Genomic DNA, 17,978 nt, shown 5'->3' on the forward strand with positions numbered 1-17,978 from the left:
TTAACATTAATCAAAATTCAAACTATTTTAAGGGTAAAATTATGAAGTTATTAGCACAAGAATTACCACCACCAAGAGCAATTAAAGAAACTCCACCACCAGGGACAAACCAAGACCCACTGATAGCCAGAAATTTACAGAAAGGTCAATATGTCGGCATTATTGGACTAGCGATCGCCCTCGTTGCGGCTGTGGGATTTTTTAGCCGTCGAGTTGAATACGCTATTATGTTTGCCATTGCTTTGAGCGCAGTCTTAATTACTTTCTTTTTATTTATTTGATTGGTCAATACAGTATTTTTGGGTTGAGTGAAGTATAAGTTTATAGAGGTTAGAGGCTAGATGAATTTACCTCATTGGGATGAAAACTGCTGTATTTCAGAGTCAAAATTGATGTTCTACTATGTCTTTAGTACAGGTCAGAGCAAATAAATAAACCACACTTCGACTACTTCGACTACTTCGGCTGCGCTCAGTACAAGTACGCTCAGTGACCATAAGAAATTGCTAAAAGGCTTGTGGTATGACTATTCTTTATTTTTCCTTTTGACTTTTTGTACTAGATAAAATCAATCTGTAAAAATTATAATTTTTATGAATAGTACTGTTTATCAAACTATTATTATCGGCGGGGGGTTTACAGGATTATTTACCGCCTTAAATTTAGCTCATCAACATTATCCGCGTTCGGTAATTTTAATTGATAGCAATGAGCGATTTTGCTTTAAACCATTGCTGTATGAATATTTTGATGGCGAGATGGATTCTATTCAAGTAGTACCGCGTTTTTCGGAATTACTAAAAGGCAGTGGTGTCATCTTTGTTCAAGATACAGTGCAGTCAATAGATTTGCATCAACGAGAAGTCAAATTAGTTTCGGGCAACTCTTACAATTACAGTAACTTAGTATTAGCTTTAGGTAGTGTCACTGGCTATCATCAAGTTGCAGGTGCTAAAGAAAATGCCTTTCCGTTTTGGACACAAGCAGATGCGATCGCACTGGATCAACATTTACGTGATTGTTTACAAACAGCTATTCAAACAAAAGATATAGAACAACGTCGCAAACTGTTAACAGTAGCTGTAGTTGGTGGTGGTGCTTCTGGTGTGGAAATGGCTGCAACTTTAGCTGATTTTCTCCCACATTGGTATAAAGCTTTAGGTGGTAATTCTCAAGAAATTCGAGTGATTCTGCTCAATCATGGTCACAACATTCTTGATGGAGATATTAACGATCCTTTGCGTCCAATTGCCGAAAAAGAATTACAAAAACGTAGCACAGCTATAGAAATTATTACACAAGCAGAAGCTACTGCTGTTCATCCTTATGCAATTGAATATAAAACTAATAATGAAATTAAAACTCTAGCAACACATACAACAGTTTGGACTGCTGGTACTTCAATCCATCCCCTAATTCAAGATTTACCCATCCCCAAAGAACATCGTGATCATCATCACCGTCCCTTCGTTTCTCCTACGATGCAATTGCTCAATTTTCCCGAAGTTTTTGCTGGTGGTGATTGTGCAGCAGTTATGGATAGTTCCCTACCACCGACAGCGCAAGTTGCTTATCAACAAGGTACAAGTATTGCTCAGAATTTAAAAGCGATCGCTTTAGGAGAAGACCCCAAACCAGCTAGAGTGAATATCCGAGGTACTCTATTAAAGTTAGGCATTAATGACGCTGCTGCAAATTTATTCAACGTTTTTGAAGTTACAGGAGAACCCGCACATTTAATTCGCCAAGGTACTTATTTAACGCTATTACCAACCCCAATTCATGACTTTAAAGCAACGACAGAATGGCTAGATGAAGAGATATTTCATCACCATTTAGACTCTCATAATGTCGGTAAGAAAGTTGTTCAGGCTGTAGAATTAATTGGTGCTGGGGTAGTTAGTGTTTTAGTAGCGCGAAAATTACTGCGGATGTTAGGAGATGAAGGTCTAAAAGACCGAAGGGTTTAGGAGTAGAGTTGAGTTATATTGTATCCGATAACAGACTTATCATAAATGGTGGGCGTTGCATAAATGCGGGATGAATTTAGATGTTTAACAAAAATAAAATATTAATTTTTTGCGTCTTTGCGCGGCAGTCGCTACTCTGCGAGAAGCCGCGCAGAGCGCGTCTACAAGTCGGGAAACCCGCCCAACGCGCTGCCTTGCCTTTGCGCGAAACAAAAAACATCCCACTAATCAGCAACGCTAAATGGTGCAGGGAACTGCGGTGTACACATAAATCTGGATTAAGTCCATCTGTCCCGCCTTGGAATGAATTCCGAGTCTCATAGCGCAAGTCATCTGAAGATGACTCAACTCAAAATGTCTGACAGTCCACTCTTTGTGGACTTTGGCTATGAGCTTGGAACTTTAGTTCAAGGCGGGATAGGGTTTTATACTACAAATTTTTGACTTGTGCATACATGGTAGAACGCAGGGAGAAAAAGAGTTTTGTCTTTCTGCACAGATATGCTGAATCATAACTGAATTTGCCGGATATGACATTAGCCTGTAAAAATTGTTCAATCTGAGGGCATAAGCTTATTGAGAATATTTTTGAATAGCTATTGATCATTTTTCCAAAAGATACTAGAGTATTTGAGAAATTGAGAAATTCTCTCAATTAGTTTGGCGAATCAACGCACAATCCAACTCTAATGTTCTCTTTTGTTAAAAAAAAACACTGTTCCTGATGCAGTGGCAAAAAATATCACGCAGATTCTTACCTGTTCTAATTGGTCTTTTTTTGACTTTATTAGTCAGTAGTCCAAGTATTAGTTCAGTCACGAAAACCACAGAAATTCTGTGGGATACTTACGGTATACCCCATATTTATGGGAATAATCCTCAAAATGCTTTCCAAGCTTTTGGATGGGCGCAGATGCAAAGTCACGGAAACTTACTATTGCGTCTCTACGGACAAGCACGAGGCAAAGCCGCAGAATATTGGGGAGAAGATTATCTCGAATCAGACAAATGGGTTTTGACAATGGGTGTACCCAAACGTGCTGATGCTTGGTACACAGCCCAAAATCCTGCATTTCGGAATTATATCCAGGCTTTTGCCAATGGCATTAATAATTATGCTAAAAAGTATCCTGATTTAATTGACAATGAAGTCAAAGTAGTATTGCCAGTTACACCACAAGATGTACTCGCACATTTACAGCGAGTTATGTTGTTTACTTTTGTCGTCGATCAGGGACAGGTTGGTAATATACATCATACAAAATCTGCGCCTGGTTCTAATGGTTGGGCGATCGCACCAAAACGGTCAGCTAGTGGAAAAGCAATGCTATTAGCCAACCCTCACCTACCTTGGGCAGATTTATTTTTATGGTACGAAGCCCAAATTACTGCCCCTGGAATTGATGCCTATGGGGCAACATTGGTGGGTGTTCCTGTTTTAGCGATCGCCTTCAACGATAATTTAGGTTGGACGCATACCGTCAACACCCATGATGGTTGGGATGTTTACGAACTAAAATTACAACAAGATGGTTATCTTTTCGATAACAAAGTTCGCCCTTTTGAAACAACGAACTTTCCCTTAAAAATCAAGCAAAAAGATGGTTCTTTCCAAAAGCAAACTTTCACAGTCAAAAGTTCGGTTCATGGGCCTGTAGTTAGCGCCAAAGAAGGAAAAACCCTCGCGTTGCGTGTCGTTGGTCAAAACAGTCCCGGCATTTTAGAACAGTGGTGGGATATGGCAAGCGCCAAAAATTTCACCCAATTTCAAAAAGCATTACAACGCTTGCAAATACCCATGTTTACTGTTCTGTATGCCGACCGTGAAGGCCATATTATGCACCTATTTAACGGTCTGGTTCCTGTACGTCAACAAGGAGACTTTGCATACTGGCAAAACATTATTCCAGGTGATACCTCAAAAACTCTCTGGACGAAAATGCACCCATATCGAGACTTACCCAGAGTCATAGACCCGCCTAGTGGATGGTTGCAAAATGCCAATGACCCACCTTGGACTACGACTTTTCCTATCGCTATTAAAGCCGAAAATTATCCACCTTATATGGCACCACAATGGCCAATGGATTTCCGCGCCCAACGTTCTGCCAAAATGTTAGCGGAGGATGAGAGTATTTCCTTTGAGGAAATGATTACTTACAAACATTCGACACGAATGGAACTAGCAGAAAGAATCCTCGATGATTTGATTCCTGCTGCCCAAAAACAAGACAATCAAACAGCACGCCGCGCTGCGGAAGTATTGACAAAATGGGATCGCCAAGCGAATGCCAATAGTCGAGGTGCTGTACTATTTAACGCTTGGGTAGATAATCTCGATTTGAATACAGTATTTAGTACTCCTTGGAGTGAAAAATCTCCCCTCAGCACACCAGATGGTTTGGCTGATTCACAAAGTGCAGTCAAAGCTTTAGTAGATGCAGCGACAAAAATAGAACAGAACTATGGAACTCTGGATGTTCCTTGGGGTGAGGTTTTTAGATTGCGGTATGGCAATTTAGACTTACCTGCTAATGGTGGTGATGGCGGAAAAGGTATCTTCCGCACCGTCTATTTTGCCCCGGCGGATAATGGACGCTTTCAAGCATTTAATGGTGATTCTTTTGTTGCGGCTGTAGAGTTTTCCCAACCAGTAAAAGCCAAGGCTCTTACTAGTTATGGTAATGCTACACAACCAAATTCACCCCATATTGACGATCAACTACCATTATTTGCTCGTCAGGAATTGCGTCCTGTTTGGCGCACTCGCCAAGAAATTACAGCCCACTTAGAAGCGCGTCAAGTCTTCTGATATTTATAGCAAGCGATCGCTTGAGTTTTCCGAAATTTGTGACTTTCACTTCTAATATCAGTTTTTTATCAACTTCTTTACTCCCCTCTCCGCGTCGGAGAGGGGTTGGGGGAGAGGTCAAACAAACTGTGTCGGAAAAAACGATTGTGTTGTGTAGCATAAGACTATGCGCCAATAGCATCAGCTACACTATGCCAACTATCACAATTCGGGAAGAATCAACAACAGAAGGCGGATTTAATGCCATTCTCAGCTTTGATGGGAGAGGCGAGTATCCAGTAAAAATTACCGACCCTTTTTCACCCAAGGTAGAAAAACAACTAGAGTGGTATTTTGAGGAATGGTTGATTTTTCCCCTGTTGGATACAGTCAAGGCAGAAGCAGCAGCAGCTAGTATTAAGACTTATGGCGAAGAATTATTTAAGCAAGTTTTTCGGATAGATTTCAATGCTTACAGCCAATATCAACTCTTGCGGGGTAATTTAAATCAATTACAAATTGAAATTGTTGGTAAAACACCAGAATTTCAAGCACTGCATTGGGAAGCGTTGCGTGACTCAGGTTTACCTTATCCCCTAGCAGTGAATTGTGTAATGGTGCGGAAGAGTAATAAACCAGCACCCATCTATGCAGATGTGCAAACTTCCCCCACAATTAATCTATTAGTAGTGGTGGCGCGTCCCGATGAAGAACAAGACGTAGGTTATCGAACAATTTCTCGCCCATTGCTGGAGTTGATTGAAAATAGTCACTTGCGGGTGAATGTCGAATTGCTGCGCCCCGGAACTTACCAAGCTTTATCTCAGCATTTGGAAGCGAAAGGGGCGGGATATTACCATGTCATCCATTTAGATTGTCATGGGGCGCTGATGACTTATGAACAGACACAAAAACCCAAAAAACCCGGACGCTATTTATATAGAGGGCGCTATGGGCGGAGTGATTGGCAGAAATTTGATGGCGTAAAGGCGTTTTTGGCTTTTGAAGGCGAGACTCAGGGAAAAGTTGATTTAGTCGAGGCGCAGGAGTTAGCAGATTTACTCACAGGGAAGGGGATTCCCGTTTGTATTCTCAATGCTTGTCAGTCGGCGAAGCAGGTGAAGAACCCCACCCCCAACCCCCTCCCCGCAGGCGATGAGGGGGCTAAGGTTAATTCCGTAGGCGAGGCGGGGGTGAATGATAATGCTAATGTTCAGCCTTTACCCAACTCCGTAGTCAACGAAGCTAATCAGATTTTCTCTCTTAACCCCTCCCTGCTTGCGGGGAGGGGTGGCGCAGCCGGGGTGGGGTTTTCCGAGGCTATAAATAGCAACGAAGATATCCGGGAAACCAGCTTAGGAAGTCGGTTAATGACGGCGGGAATGCAGATGGTAGTGGCGATGGGGTATTCTGTCACCGTGTCGGCGGCTAAGTTGATGATGGAACAACTTTATCGCCATTTATTTAATAACAAACCCATCACTGAAGCGATTCGCTTGAGTCGGCGGGAATTGTTTAATAATAAATCACGCAAAGCTTATATTAAGTCGATTGATTTAGAAGATTGGTTGCTACCTGTGGTGTATTGCAATCGGACAGTGAATTTTAATTTAGGCGAGTTTACACCAGAAAAAGAAGAAGAATATTGGGAAACTTTTGGCAGTCAGTATCGCTTCCCGTTGCCAGAATATGGTTTTGTCGGGCGGGATTTAGAGATACTCAAAATTGAGAAGGCTGTACTCAGGCATAACATTTTATTGTTGCAGGGAATGGGGGGAACGGGGAAAACTACGCTGTTAAATTATCTGCGGGAATGGTGGCAACGCACAAATTTTGTCAAGAATGTCTTTTATTTTGGCTATGACGAAAAAGCGTGGACACTCACACAAATTTTGTTTGAAATTGGTAAGCAGGTATATGGCAGATTTGAACAAGCCCAGTTTCAAGCCATGAGTCAGGCGGCGCAGGTACAAAAATTAGTCGCAAAACTGCGGGCTGAAACTTACGCTTTGATTTTAGATAACTTAGAATCGGTGACAGGGCAGCAATTAGCAATTCCAAATACTTTACCAGAAATAGAACGTAATCAAATCCGCGATTTTTTAGGGCGGTTGCAAGGTGGGAATACCAAAGTTGTTTTAGGTTCTCGCAGTCGGGAAGATTGGTTGCAACCTACGACATTTAAACACAATATTTATGAGTTGCGCGGCTTAGATAGAGAAGCCCGGACGGAATTAGCAGAGAAAATTTTAGAACGGAATGTAACCCAAAATAAGATTGCTGAGATTCGCCAAGATGGGGATTTTCAGAAGTTGATGAATTTGTTAGCAGGATATCCCTTAGCGATGCAAGTTGTGTTAGCAAATTTGCGAAAGCAATCACCACAGGAAATTTTGCAGGGGTTAAAAGAAGGGTTTGAGGGTATAGATTCGGGGAGTAAAGAGAAGACCGAAAGTATTTTGCGATGTGTAGAATATTCTCACAGTAATTTATCGCCGGAAGCACAAAAATTGCTGCTGTGTTTGGCTCAATTTAGTAAGTTTATTTATACTACTGGTATTCCCCATTATGTTCAGCAATTACAAAGTTTTGAGCCATTAAAAGATTATCCTTTTGATAAATTCAGCGATGCAATTCAAGAGGCAATTAACTGGGGTTTGCTTTCACCAATGGATGAAGAATCGCGTTTGTTGACGATTCAACCTGTTTTTCCTTATTTTTTGAAGACTAAGTTAGATACTCTCGATGAAGCAACTCATACAGCTTTGCGTGAGGGATTTAAAAACCACTATCAAGGTTTGGCGCGTTCCTATAATCAGTTGATGGATTCTAAAGATGCTCAAGAGCGGCAATTGGGGATATTCTTCTGTAGGCTGGAATATGAAAACCTCTACAATGCGTTGCAGATTTGTTTAGAGAAGCAAGAAAGTATCAGTATATATTTTTGTTTAGATAATTACTTTGAGCTAATTAGTGATAAACAAAGTAACCTGAAGTTAGCAGAAGATATTTACCGATTTGTTGAAAAGTATCCACTAGCATTTATACAAGGTGAAAATGGCGATGAAATAGTTGGTGCTATTGATTTACTAGCAAAGAGTTACTTACAAAATAAACAGTATCAAAAAGCCAAACAATCATATCAGAAAGAACTAGATATACTAGAAAATATTAAAAATATAGAATTGAGAAGGAAGAAACTGTCTATTGCCCGTACCTACCACCAGTTGGGAAGAGTTGCCCAAGAGTTGCGGGAATTTGAAGAGGCGAGGCGCAATTATCAACAGGCTTTGGATATAAGTATCGAATATGGCGATCGCTATAGTTGTGCTAGAACCTACCACCAGTTGGGAATGTTTGCCCAAGAGTTGCGGGAATTTGAAGAAGCAAGGCGCAATTATCAACAGGCTTTGGATATTAAAATCGAATATGACGATCGCTATAGTTGTGCCAGCACCTACCACGAGTTGGGAAGAGTTGCCCAAGAGTTGCGGGAATTTGCAGAAGCAAAGCGCAATTATCAACAGGCTTTGGATATTTTTATCGAATATAGCGATCGCTATAGTTGTGCCAGCACCTACCACCAGTTGGGAAGAGTTGCCCAAGAGTTGCGGGAATTTGCAGAAGCAAAGCGCAATTATCAACAGGCTTTGGATATTTTTATCGAATATAGCGATCGCTATAATTGTGCCAGCACCTACCACCAGTTGGGAACAGTTGCCGAAGAATTGCGGGAATTTGAAGAGGCGAGGCGCAATTATCAACAGGCTTTGGATATTAAAATCGAATATGGCGATCGCTATAATGGTGCTAGAATCTACCACCAGTTGGGAAGAGTTGCCGAAGAATTGCGGGAATTTGAACAGGCGAGGCGCAATTATCAACAGGCTTTGGATATTAAGATAGAATTTGGCGATCGCTATAGTTGTGCTAGAGTCTATTTTCACCTTGGTAGACTTGCAGAAGAATTAGGAGAACTGGAGTCAGCGAAAGCGAATTATCTGCAAGATTTACAGATTATGGCTGAGTTTAATGATAAATATCGTTTAGGAATTTCTGTTCGTAATCTTGCTCGTTTATACCAAATTACTCAAGATAAAAGTTTATTAGCAGTCGTGTCCGAGATTTTTGGCGTGTCGGTGGAGGAAGTGAGGCAGCGTTTTGAGTCAGGTAATGAAGATGAGGGGTGATAACTCAGGAGATTTCCAGAAAAATTAGTTTACTGGCGGGAGAGTGCCAGAATTACCAGCAGGTGGTTCGGTGTGGTCGCAAAATATACTGAGTCCGATTTTAAGAATATACAACACAATCACAGTAGCGATCGCAGGGTCTAGAGGTAAACCATGTGCTGTTGCTACACCCACCAAAGAAACAATCAACCCTGTCAGCAAAGGTGTACTACCGGGATTTTTAGTATACTCCTTGAGTTGACCGCGAAAGCCTTCATCACCGCAGAGTTCCTGACGCAATACTTTCAGCGTTGTTTGCCAAAGCGATTTACCCTCTGGCATTACTACCACACCATTTTGCTCTACCCACAGTTCATCAAAAGAACTATCACAATAACCGTTGTGTTTCTCTAAAATATCTAATGCGTGCTGTGCTGGGGCGTAATTGCTTAATAACTCTCGTGCGGCATTAATTTCATTACTAGTTAGTTGAGTATCCATAGATATAGCGGTTCTCGGTTGGATGAGGTAGATTTCAACCCCACCCCCAACCCCTCCCCGCTTGCGGGGAGGGGAGCGTTTGCGTTAGCAAATGCGGGGTGGGGTTCCGACTGTATTATAGGCAAGTAAGAACCGCCATATTCTTAGTTTCACTGACCTAAGAATAATGCTTCTAAGATACAGCGATCGCTGGAGTTTTCAGAGATTTGTGACTTTTACTCCTAAAATGCGATCGCATTACATCCAAATCTTGCTCATTTAATCTAATCCCTTCACCCACTGCCATTCTTGTGTTAACCCCTCTCGCTGCAACACTTGTGGCTGATATCCTAAAATTTTCTGCGCTTGGGATATATCCGCAGGTAAAGGCTTGTGATATGAGCTTTTTTACTTTTGCCTTGTTGTACTAGGATATTCATCATCCATTGAGGTATGAAAGTAAAACATACAACCACCATTCGTATAGGGGCTATGCACTGAACCAGGTTCGGAACGGATGTAATCTCCTGCACCGTAAACCTGATTATCAAGCACCAAATCCCCGGAAATCATATAGATTTCTTCAATTGCGGCATGACGATGACAAGGATAATGAATACCAGGATCAGCGTGAAATAATCCGACGACTTCGCGCTTGACTTGATCAATGTGTAAAATGGCGATTTTCACACCAGGGACATCATGTGGTTGCCAATTCAAATTTTGCGATCGCACCGCGAAACATCCAGGCGGTGTTACTGCTTCCTGTGCTGGGGTTGGTGCTGGAGTATCTAAATCTAAACGCTCAAACAGGCGATTTTTTAAATCTGTCGCCATTGGCACAGTAGGAGTAGTATAAGAAATTGCCGTCACTGCCAACTCATACTCTGCTAACTCTGCGGCTAATTCTGGACACTCTGCTATTTGCTGCTCAACCCAATTTCGCTCTTGTTCATCCAACAAATCAAGGGCATACAAGGGAGCTAGTTCACAAAAGCAGTGGTTTTCAGAATTGCGGTGTATCATCGAGTTCTAGTTTAATTTAATACTAAATAAGTCGTGTATAGATTTGGCAAGACACTAACTTAAAATTCTTCCTCAGTGACAAAAATAGATTGTAACTTTTTTAATCCTAGCCGAATTCTAGTTTTGACTGTTCCCAACGATACACCTGTTGCCTCTGCAATTTGACTTTGAGTCAATCCTTGATAATATGCTAATTCAATTACCAGTCGTTGTTCATCTGGTAATTTTTTCATGGCTGCGATTACCCGACTCCGCCGTTCAGAAATAAATACTGACTCAAACAAGTCTATGTTATCGGCTTGGGGCTGAATTTCTGTGGTATCCAAAGAAAAGGTAGTAGATACGTGAGTGCGTTGCAGTTTGCGTAGACGATCAAGGATGCGACTACGCGCAATGGTAAATAACCAAGTATCTACTCTACCTTTTTGTGTATCGTATCGCTCGGCAATTCGCCACACTTGAGCGAAAACATCCAATACCACCTCTTCACTCTCTTCTAATGACTTCAGGCTTTTAAAGGCGATCGCATAAATAATTTTGCCATAGCGATCGTAGAGAGCAGATAACGCCGATTGGTCTTTTTGGACAATTTTGGTGATCAGTAAAACATCAGTAGTAGTAAATAAACTCTCCATTCAGAGTTGGTTAGTGATTGAGTTCTGGGTATCACTGCGAAGTATACCGAGCTTTTGACTACATTCCAAGCACTTTTAAGAGTTCGCAAACATACTGAAACAATTAAGGTAACGAATGTTTAAGAAATATCAGATTCAGTTTACCCTCCGAATTTTAGATTTTGGATTTTGGATTCTTTAGGGTACAAGCCCCACCCCATGTGTCTGTAAAAATCTAAAATCGTTAATCCAAAATCCCCAAGCCCCGCACCCTTGTGGTCGGGGTCAATCCAAAATCGCAAATCTAAAATCCAAAATTACTTGACTCAATTATTTACCACTTCAAAAATGAAGCTTCAATTCCTTGCTCTCGTCTAATTTTGCTATCTTTCTCAAACCAACTAATAATTTGCTTTGTTGTTAAATCTTCAACATTCACATTGTATTCTTGAGCAATTTGCTTCAAGAGTTTTTGTGATGAAATTGTCAATCTTGTTAAAAACTTTTCTGGTGAAGATAGTAAAGCACCGTCAACTTGTGCTGACTCTTCCAGGGTTAAAAATTGTGTTGATGGTTGCTGAGATGGTAAATCCATAGAAAAGTATGAAGTATGAATTATGAAGTATAAAGTTTGGAATCATCTTATACCAAATCATCATACAATTAGCCTGCGTTCAGCTTTGCCGTTGCCGATAGGCTAGGAAGGCTTTGTTTTTATAGCCCTAGACTTCCAGTCTCTTGGTTTTATATGCTTAACTGTTGTTTATCTTTTAGCCTCTACCATTGGTGCTGAGTAAGTATTTTTCTTAAAATTTCAAACTTCAGACTTGATAAATTAATTCTGTTCTGGCTTGCGAGCTTGGACTAAATAGCCACAACGATGTTCACCGTTAATAATCCAGTGGGTACGTTCTACTATACAGTCTGGCAGTACAGCCGCAAACATTTCCAGTTCATGACCACAAACGCTAGGAAAAGATTCAGCAACGTTGGAAATTGCACAATTATGTTCTATTAAAACAAAGCGATCGCCTACCCTATCAGTCGGGCGATCATCATCTACTTCTACAGAGTGATATTCTGCCATGAATCCTTCGGCTTTGCGTAACTGAACTAAAGTTTCCACCCGCTCTTTTAACGAACCTTGACCGACGCGATCGCGGTACTCTTGGGCTTTACGTTCCCATTGTTTTTGTAAAATCGTCTTCATTTTGTCGTGGCCGACGGTTTCGGCTAGGGTATCCAACAGCGAAACTGCAAATTCGCCGTAACCATCACCAAAGCGATCGCTTGTTGTCCGATGCAGGCGATCGCGTCCCTGACGACTTAACTGATAAATATGCTGTGGTCTCCCCATTCCCGCCTGCGTCGTTGACGCATAGACAATCAATTCTTCCGCCTCTAAATCCTTAAGATGGCGACGAATTGCTTGGGGACTAACATTTAAAACATCGGAAAGCTCAAAAGCAGTTGCTTGTGAGTGTTTGAGCAGATATTCGAGAATCTCTTGCTTGGTTGAGGACTGCTGGGTAGTCGCCATCGTCGTCCTAAATTTTTTTGAGAAAATTTGACTTTAACAACATCATTGTTGTTAATCTAGCGTAAAATGAAGATACGTTAAACAACATGGATGTTGTTTTAATCTTCATCCTTATTGTAACAGCCGTGTAAACCACTCGGTAAAGCGAGACCGGCATCGGCGAGAAACCAGCCCGTCTTCCATCCTTCAAGAGATCCCATTTCGGAACACGAGAGATTATTACAGATGAGTGCCACTGTCAAATCCCTAGTTAACCAACCTTACAAGTACGGCTTTGTCACCGAAATTGAAGCCGATACCATCCCGCGTGGACTCAATGAAGACGTTATCCGCTTGATTTCCGCGAAGAAGAATGAGCCGGAATTCATGCTGGAATTTCGTCTGAGAGCCTATCGCCAGTGGCTAAAAATGACAGAACCAACATGGCCTAGCGTCAAATATCCGCCAATTAATTATCAGGATATCATTTACTATTCTGCGCCCAAGCAAAAGAAAGAAAAACTCAACAGCTTGGACGAAGTAGATCCGACACTCCTGGAAACCTTCGAGAAACTGGGTATTCCCCTTTCTGAACAAAAGCGACTGGCCAATGTCGCCGTAGATGCGATTTTTGATAGCGTTTCTGTAGCTACAACCTTCAAAGAAAAATTAGCTAAAGATGGCGTTATCTTCTGTTCCATTTCTGAAGCACTGCGGGAACACCCAGAGTTAATCAAAAAATATTTGGGTAGTGTTGTCCCCATTGCTGACAATTATTTTGCAGCTTTAAACGCTGCTGTTTTCAGCGATGGTTCCTTTGTCTACATTCCCAAAGGCGTGAAATGTCCAATGGAATTGTCTACCTACTTCCGCATCAACTCTGGCGATACGGGACAATTTGAACGGACTTTGATTGTGGCTGAAGAAGGTAGCTATGTTTCTTACCTGGAAGGTTGCACCGCGCCAATGTATGACAGCAACCAACTCCACGCCGCAGTAGTGGAACTTGTGGCTTTGGATAACGCGGAAATTAAATATTCTACCGTGCAGAACTGGTACGCCGGTGATGTTAACGGTAAAGGCGGGATTTACAACTTTGTTACCAAGCGCGGCTTGTGTCAAGGTGTAAATTCTAAGATTTCCTGGACTCAGGTAGAAACTGGTTCCGCAATTACTTGGAAGTATCCTAGCTGCGTGTTAGTTGGCGATAATTCTGTGGGTGAATTTTACTCGGTGGCGTTAACCAACAATATGCAGCAAGCCGACACCGGGACGAAGATGATTCACGTCGGTAAGAATACTCGCAGTACGATTATTTCTAAAGGAATCTCCGCAGGTAAGTCTAGTAACAGTTATCGCGGTTTGGTGAAGGTAAATCCCAAGGCTGAAGGCGCAAGAAATTATTCTCAGTGCGACTCGATGTTAATTGGGGATAATGCCCACGCCAATACTTTCCCTTATATTCAAGTACAAAATAATACGGCGAAAGTGGAGCATGAAGCTTCAACTTCTAAAATCGGCGAAGATCAGCTATTTTTCTTTGCTCAACGTGGCATTTCTGCGGAAGATGCGATTTCGATGATGATTAGCGGCTTCTGTAAGGATGTGTTTAATCAGCTACCTATGGAGTTTGCGGTGGAGGCTGATAAGTTGTTGAGTTTGAAGTTGGAAGGTAGTGTTGGGTAATTAAACGAACCGCAAAGGGCGCGAAGAGCGCGAAGAAAGAAAGAGAAGAGAGAGAAAAGATGATTATTGAAAATAGTGCAGTTGTGCTGTCGGTGAGAGATTTGACGGCTGAGGTTGGTGGTACGCCGATTCTGAAGGGTGTAAATTTGGAAGTTCGGGCTGGTGAAATTCATGCCATCATGGGGCCGAATGGTTCTGGTAAGAGTACCTTTTCTAAGGTGTTGTCGGGACATCCGGCGTATACGGTGACTGGCGGTGAGGTGATTTTCCAAGGGCAGAACCTATTGGAAATGGAACCGGAAGAACGCGCTAGGGCTGGGGTGTTTTTGGCGTTTCAGTATCCGTTAGAGATTCCTGGTGTGAGTAATTTGGATTTCTTGCGGGTGGCTTACAATTCTCGGCGGAAGGCGCAAGGGTTGGAAGAGGTAGACGCATTTGATTTTGATGATTTGATTGAGGAAAAGCTGGATGTGGTGAAGATGGATGCAGCTTTCCTCAACCGCAGTGTCAATGAAGGGTTTTCTGGTGGTGAGAAAAAGCGGAATGAAATTCTCCAAATGGCGCTGTTAGAACCGAAGTTGGCAATTTTGGATGAGACAGACTCAGGTTTAGATATTGATGCGCTAAAAATTGTCGCGCATGGTGTAAATCAACTGACTAATCCAGACAATGCGACGATTATGATTACCCACTACCAACGTCTGCTCAATTATATTGTGCCGGATTTTGTTCATGTGATGGCACGCGGCAAAATTCTCACCAGTGGCGGTAAGGAACTGGCTCTGGAATTGGAGTCGCGCGGTTATGACTGGATTTTGGAGGAAAGTGCGGTTGAGGTGGGTGTGTAATGTCTATTCAAGTTTCTCCTAGTGCTATTCCTAACTCAGATGCAGTCAGTTTGGTGTCTTCTCTGTTGGATAGAGATGCTTATTTGACTGGGTTGTTAAATCAAGTAAGTGTAACTGAAGCGGACGGGTTAGCGGAATTACGCCAACAAGCTGCAAATTGGGTACGTCACTCAACTATCCCCACAACCCGCGAGGAAGAATGGCGGTTTACTGATTTGTCAGATTTGCGGGGTGTGGAATTTCGCAAGGCGCAACCAGTTAATAATGTAGAGAAGTTAAATGTAACATCGCTGACTGATAATCGGTTGGTGTTTGTTAACGGTGTTTATGCGCCGGAGTTATCTGCTGTTAATTTACCTGATGGTATTTTAGTTGGTAATTTAACTGGTTTAACAATTGCAGGCGATCGCATCCGCAAATATCTCGCTCAAGCTGAGGGCGCTTTGGAAGTATTCACGGCTCTCAATACTGCTGGTTTAACGGATGCAGCAGTTGTATGGGTGGGTAAAAATGTCGTGGTTGACACACCTATTCATCTGCTGTTTATTTCGGTTGCTGGGGAGACGGCGACTATTTCTCAGCCGCGTTGTTTGGTGGTGGCGGAAACTGGTTCGCAGGTGACTTTGGTTGAGGAGTTTACGAACCGCCAAGACGCAGAGAGCGCCAAGGAAGTATACTTTACCAACACAGTTACAGAAATTTGGGTTGGTGAGAATGCGGCGGTAAATCATACTAGAGTGGAGAGAGAAGGCGCTGAGGCGTTTCACATTGGGAAGACTGCTGTGAACCAAGCTCGTTATAGTCGCTATACCTGTAATGCTTTGAGTTTAGGCGCAAAGTTATCGCGGCACAATTTGGAGATTTTGCAAACTGGTGAGCAAACTGAAACTACGCTCAACGGTTTGGCGATGATTTCTGGTAAGCAAGTTGCGGATACCCATAGTGCGATCGCTCTGAATTATCCTTATGGTAAAAGTGAACAATTGCACAAATGTATTGTTGGCGATCGCGCTCATGCAATCTTCAATGGTAAAGTATTTGTACCTAAACCCGCCCAGTTAACTGACGCAGCCCAGTTAAATCGCAATTTACTGCTATCCTCCAAAGCGCGAGTAGATACCAAGCCCCAATTAGAAATTACCGCCGATAACGTCAAATGCGCTCACGGTGCAACTGTGAGTCAGTTAGAAGATGATGAAATCTTCTACTTACAAAGCAGAGGAATTGATGAAAGTGCAGCGCGGAATTTATTAATTAACGCCTTCGCTACCGAAATCATCAACAAAGTTCCTGTTGCTTCCCTCAGAGACATCTTGCTAAACACAGTCACTAGTTTTAAGTCTTTGACTAATGACTAATGACTCATAACTAATGACTATTGACTAATTACCAATGACTTTTACAGCTACCAAAACCCTCGCCGATAAAGTCCGCGCTGACTTCCCGATATTACATCAGGAAGTCAATGGTAAACCCTTGGTTTATCTCGATAATGCGGCGACATCGCAAAAACCCTTGCTTGTCTTAAATGCCCTGCGGAATTATTACGAGCAGTACAATGCTAATGTCCATCGTGGCGCTCATACATTGAGTGCAAAAGCCACTGACGCTTATGAAGCAGCACGCGATAAAATTGCCAAATTTATTAATGCTGCATCTCGTCAAGAAATTATTTACACCCGCAACGCCAGCGAAGCAATTAATTTAGTTGCTTATAGCTGGGGGATGAATAATTTACATCCGGGTGATGAAATTATTCTGTCGGTGATGGAACACCACAGTAATATTGTGCCTTGGCAATTTGTGGCACAAAAAACGGGTGCAGTTCTCAAATTTGTTGGACTAACACCAGAAGAAACATTTGATTTAGAACAGTTTAAACAACTGATTTCTGAGAAAACAAAACTGGTGTCAATTGTTCATGTTTCTAACACTTTGGGTTGTATAAACCCAGTGAAAGAAATTGCTGATATTACTCACAGATACGGCGCGAAATTCTTAGTTGATGCTTGTCAAAGTGTGCCTCATACACCTGTGGATGTGCAGGAAATAGGCTGTGATTGGTTAGTGGCTTCAGGACATAAAATGTGCGCCCCCACTGGCATAGGCTTTTTATATGGCAAGCTGGAATTGTTAGAAGCAATGCCACCATTTTTTGGCGGTGGTGAAATGATTGCCGAGGTATATTTAGATCATTCTACTTATGCCGAATTACCCCATAAATTTGAAGCTGGAACACCTGCTATTGGAGAAGCGATCGCCCTCGGTGCTGCCATAGATTATCTTACTAATATAGGTATGGATAAAATTCATGCCTACGAAGCCGAGTTGACTGCTTATTTATTCCAACAATTAGCGAAAATTCCCCAAATTCGGATTTATGGCCCCAAACCTGATGCGAATGGAGAAGGGAGAGCCGCGTTAGCTGCATTCACAGTCGCAGATATCCACGCCAACGACTTATCTACATTATTAGATCAAGAAGGCGTTGCTATCCGTTCTGGACACCACTGCACCCAACCATTACACCGCTATTTAGGTTTACCAGCAACCGCAAGGGTAAGTTTTTCTTTCTATAATACCCGCGAAGAAATTGACGTATTCATCAAAGCATTGAAGGAAACTATTGACTTTTTTACGGGTATTTTTGGTTAACTTTAGCAAATATTTCCATAATAATTGTGCCAATTGTCAGCCTTCAATACGGCTAATAATTGGCACAATTTGTATCATCATTCAAAAGATATAGGAATCCGGTTTGATTTCTGAATTTATTTGTGTAGGTAGGGAATAGGGAATGGGGAGTCGGGAGTAGGAAAGAAGCCTGACCTGAATTCTCCAGTAAGACTTTCCTGATTTATCTCTGTCGCAAATC

At 42.0% G+C, this 17,978-nt stretch carries 13 protein-coding genes and 1 pseudogene; 8 read left to right on the forward strand and 6 right to left on the reverse strand.

Annotated elements, in window-relative coordinates:
• The first annotated feature begins 41 nt into the window (after window positions 1-41).
• From H6G28_RS13765 to H6G28_RS13785, 4 genes are all read left to right on the forward strand, one after another.
• A complete protein-coding gene (locus tag H6G28_RS13765) occupies window positions 42-281 on the forward strand; it encodes a hypothetical protein (protein WP_190671413.1) in 240 nt (79 codons plus the stop codon).
• A gap of 312 nt (window positions 282-593) precedes the next feature.
• Complete coding sequence (locus tag H6G28_RS13770; protein WP_190671415.1) at window positions 594-1,970, forward strand: NAD(P)/FAD-dependent oxidoreductase; 1,377 nt, start codon at window positions 594-596, stop codon at window positions 1,968-1,970.
• Between the two features lie 724 nt (window positions 1,971-2,694).
• Window positions 2,695-4,782: an acylase gene (locus tag H6G28_RS13775; protein WP_190671417.1), complete on the forward strand. Its 2,088-nt coding sequence runs from the start codon at window positions 2,695-2,697 to the stop codon at window positions 4,780-4,782.
• Between the two features lie 191 nt (window positions 4,783-4,973).
• Window positions 4,974-8,951: a tetratricopeptide repeat protein gene (locus tag H6G28_RS13785; RefSeq protein ID WP_242054574.1), complete on the forward strand. Its 3,978-nt coding sequence runs from the start codon at window positions 4,974-4,976 to the stop codon at window positions 8,949-8,951.
• A gap of 24 nt (window positions 8,952-8,975) precedes the next feature.
• Here H6G28_RS13785 and H6G28_RS13790 read toward each other — a convergent pair whose 3' ends face one another.
• From H6G28_RS13790 to sufR, 6 genes and pseudogenes are all read right to left on the reverse strand, one after another.
• On the reverse strand, window positions 8,976-9,431 hold the full coding sequence (locus H6G28_RS13790) for a hypothetical protein (RefSeq protein ID WP_190671418.1): 456 nt from the start codon (window positions 9,429-9,431) through the stop codon (window positions 8,976-8,978).
• 258 nt (window positions 9,432-9,689) lie between these two features.
• Window positions 9,690-9,791 (reverse strand): annotated as a pseudogene (locus H6G28_RS36845) (UDP-glucose 4-epimerase); the annotation flags it as partial.
• A 27-nt stretch (window positions 9,792-9,818) separates the two neighbouring features.
• Complete coding sequence (locus H6G28_RS13795; protein WP_190671420.1) at window positions 9,819-10,436, reverse strand: cupin domain-containing protein; 618 nt, start codon at window positions 10,434-10,436, stop codon at window positions 9,819-9,821.
• Between the two features lie 59 nt (window positions 10,437-10,495).
• Window positions 10,496-11,071 (reverse strand): sigma-70 family RNA polymerase sigma factor, encoded by a 576-nt coding sequence (locus H6G28_RS13800; protein WP_190671422.1) that lies wholly within the window; start codon window positions 11,069-11,071, stop codon window positions 10,496-10,498.
• 313 nt (window positions 11,072-11,384) lie between these two features.
• Window positions 11,385-11,645, reverse strand: coding sequence for an NDH complex assembly factor CRR9 (locus H6G28_RS13805; RefSeq protein WP_190594864.1), 261 nt, complete (start codon window positions 11,643-11,645; stop codon window positions 11,385-11,387).
• A 240-nt stretch (window positions 11,646-11,885) separates the two neighbouring features.
• On the reverse strand, window positions 11,886-12,590 hold the full coding sequence (gene sufR / locus H6G28_RS13810) for an iron-sulfur cluster biosynthesis transcriptional regulator SufR (RefSeq protein WP_190594865.1): 705 nt from the start codon (window positions 12,588-12,590) through the stop codon (window positions 11,886-11,888).
• Between the two features lie 225 nt (window positions 12,591-12,815).
• On the opposite strand from sufR, the gene sufB reads away from it, so the two are divergent.
• The 4 genes from sufB to H6G28_RS13830 are packed head-to-tail and all read left to right on the forward strand — an operon-like array spanning window position 12,816 to window position 17,758.
• The gene (gene sufB / locus H6G28_RS13815; RefSeq protein WP_190594866.1) at window positions 12,816-14,255 is read left to right on the forward strand and encodes a Fe-S cluster assembly protein SufB; all 1,440 of its coding nucleotides are present in this window, start codon (window positions 12,816-12,818) and stop codon (window positions 14,253-14,255) included.
• A gap of 59 nt (window positions 14,256-14,314) precedes the next feature.
• On the forward strand, window positions 14,315-15,103 hold the full coding sequence (gene sufC / locus H6G28_RS13820; protein ID WP_190594867.1) for a Fe-S cluster assembly ATPase SufC: 789 nt from the start codon (window positions 14,315-14,317) through the stop codon (window positions 15,101-15,103).
• Window positions 15,103-16,461 (forward strand): Fe-S cluster assembly protein SufD, encoded by a 1,359-nt coding sequence (gene sufD, locus H6G28_RS13825; RefSeq protein WP_190671424.1) that lies wholly within the window; start codon window positions 15,103-15,105, stop codon window positions 16,459-16,461. Before sufC ends, sufD begins: the two co-directional genes overlap by 1 nt.
• Window positions 16,462-16,495: 34 nt before the next feature.
• A complete protein-coding gene (locus H6G28_RS13830) occupies window positions 16,496-17,758 on the forward strand; it encodes a cysteine desulfurase (RefSeq protein WP_190671426.1) in 1,263 nt (420 codons plus the stop codon).
• Window positions 17,759-17,978: the final 220 nt, after the last annotated feature.

This window comes from Nostoc sp. FACHB-190 (genome assembly GCF_014696905.1).
Classification (GTDB): domain Bacteria; phylum Cyanobacteriota; class Cyanobacteriia; order Cyanobacteriales; family Nostocaceae; genus Nostoc_B.

Coding starts and splice junctions, on each gene's coding strand:
- H6G28_RS13805 (WP_190594864.1), bottom strand. CDS start 11,645: ATGGATTTACCATCTCAGCAACCATCAACACAATTTTTAACCCTGGAA.
- H6G28_RS13800 (WP_190671422.1), bottom strand. CDS start 11,071: ATGGAGAGTTTATTTACTACTACTGATGTTTTACTGATCACCAAAATT.
- H6G28_RS13790 (WP_190671418.1), bottom strand. CDS start 9,431: ATGGATACTCAACTAACTAGTAATGAAATTAATGCCGCACGAGAGTTA.
- H6G28_RS13765 (WP_190671413.1), top strand. CDS start 42: ATGAAGTTATTAGCACAAGAATTACCACCACCAAGAGCAATTAAAGAA.
- sufR (WP_190594865.1), bottom strand. CDS start 12,590: ATGGCGACTACCCAGCAGTCCTCAACCAAGCAAGAGATTCTCGAATAT.
- H6G28_RS13770 (WP_190671415.1), top strand. CDS start 594: ATGAATAGTACTGTTTATCAAACTATTATTATCGGCGGGGGGTTTACA.
- H6G28_RS13775 (WP_190671417.1), top strand. CDS start 2,695: ATGCAGTGGCAAAAAATATCACGCAGATTCTTACCTGTTCTAATTGGT.
- sufC (WP_190594867.1), top strand. CDS start 14,315: ATGATTATTGAAAATAGTGCAGTTGTGCTGTCGGTGAGAGATTTGACG.
- sufB (WP_190594866.1), top strand. CDS start 12,816: ATGAGTGCCACTGTCAAATCCCTAGTTAACCAACCTTACAAGTACGGC.
- H6G28_RS13785 (WP_242054574.1), top strand. CDS start 4,974: ATGCCAACTATCACAATTCGGGAAGAATCAACAACAGAAGGCGGATTT.
- sufD (WP_190671424.1), top strand. CDS start 15,103: ATGTCTATTCAAGTTTCTCCTAGTGCTATTCCTAACTCAGATGCAGTC.
- H6G28_RS13795 (WP_190671420.1), bottom strand. CDS start 10,436: ATGATACACCGCAATTCTGAAAACCACTGCTTTTGTGAACTAGCTCCC.
- H6G28_RS13830 (WP_190671426.1), top strand. CDS start 16,496: ATGACTTTTACAGCTACCAAAACCCTCGCCGATAAAGTCCGCGCTGAC.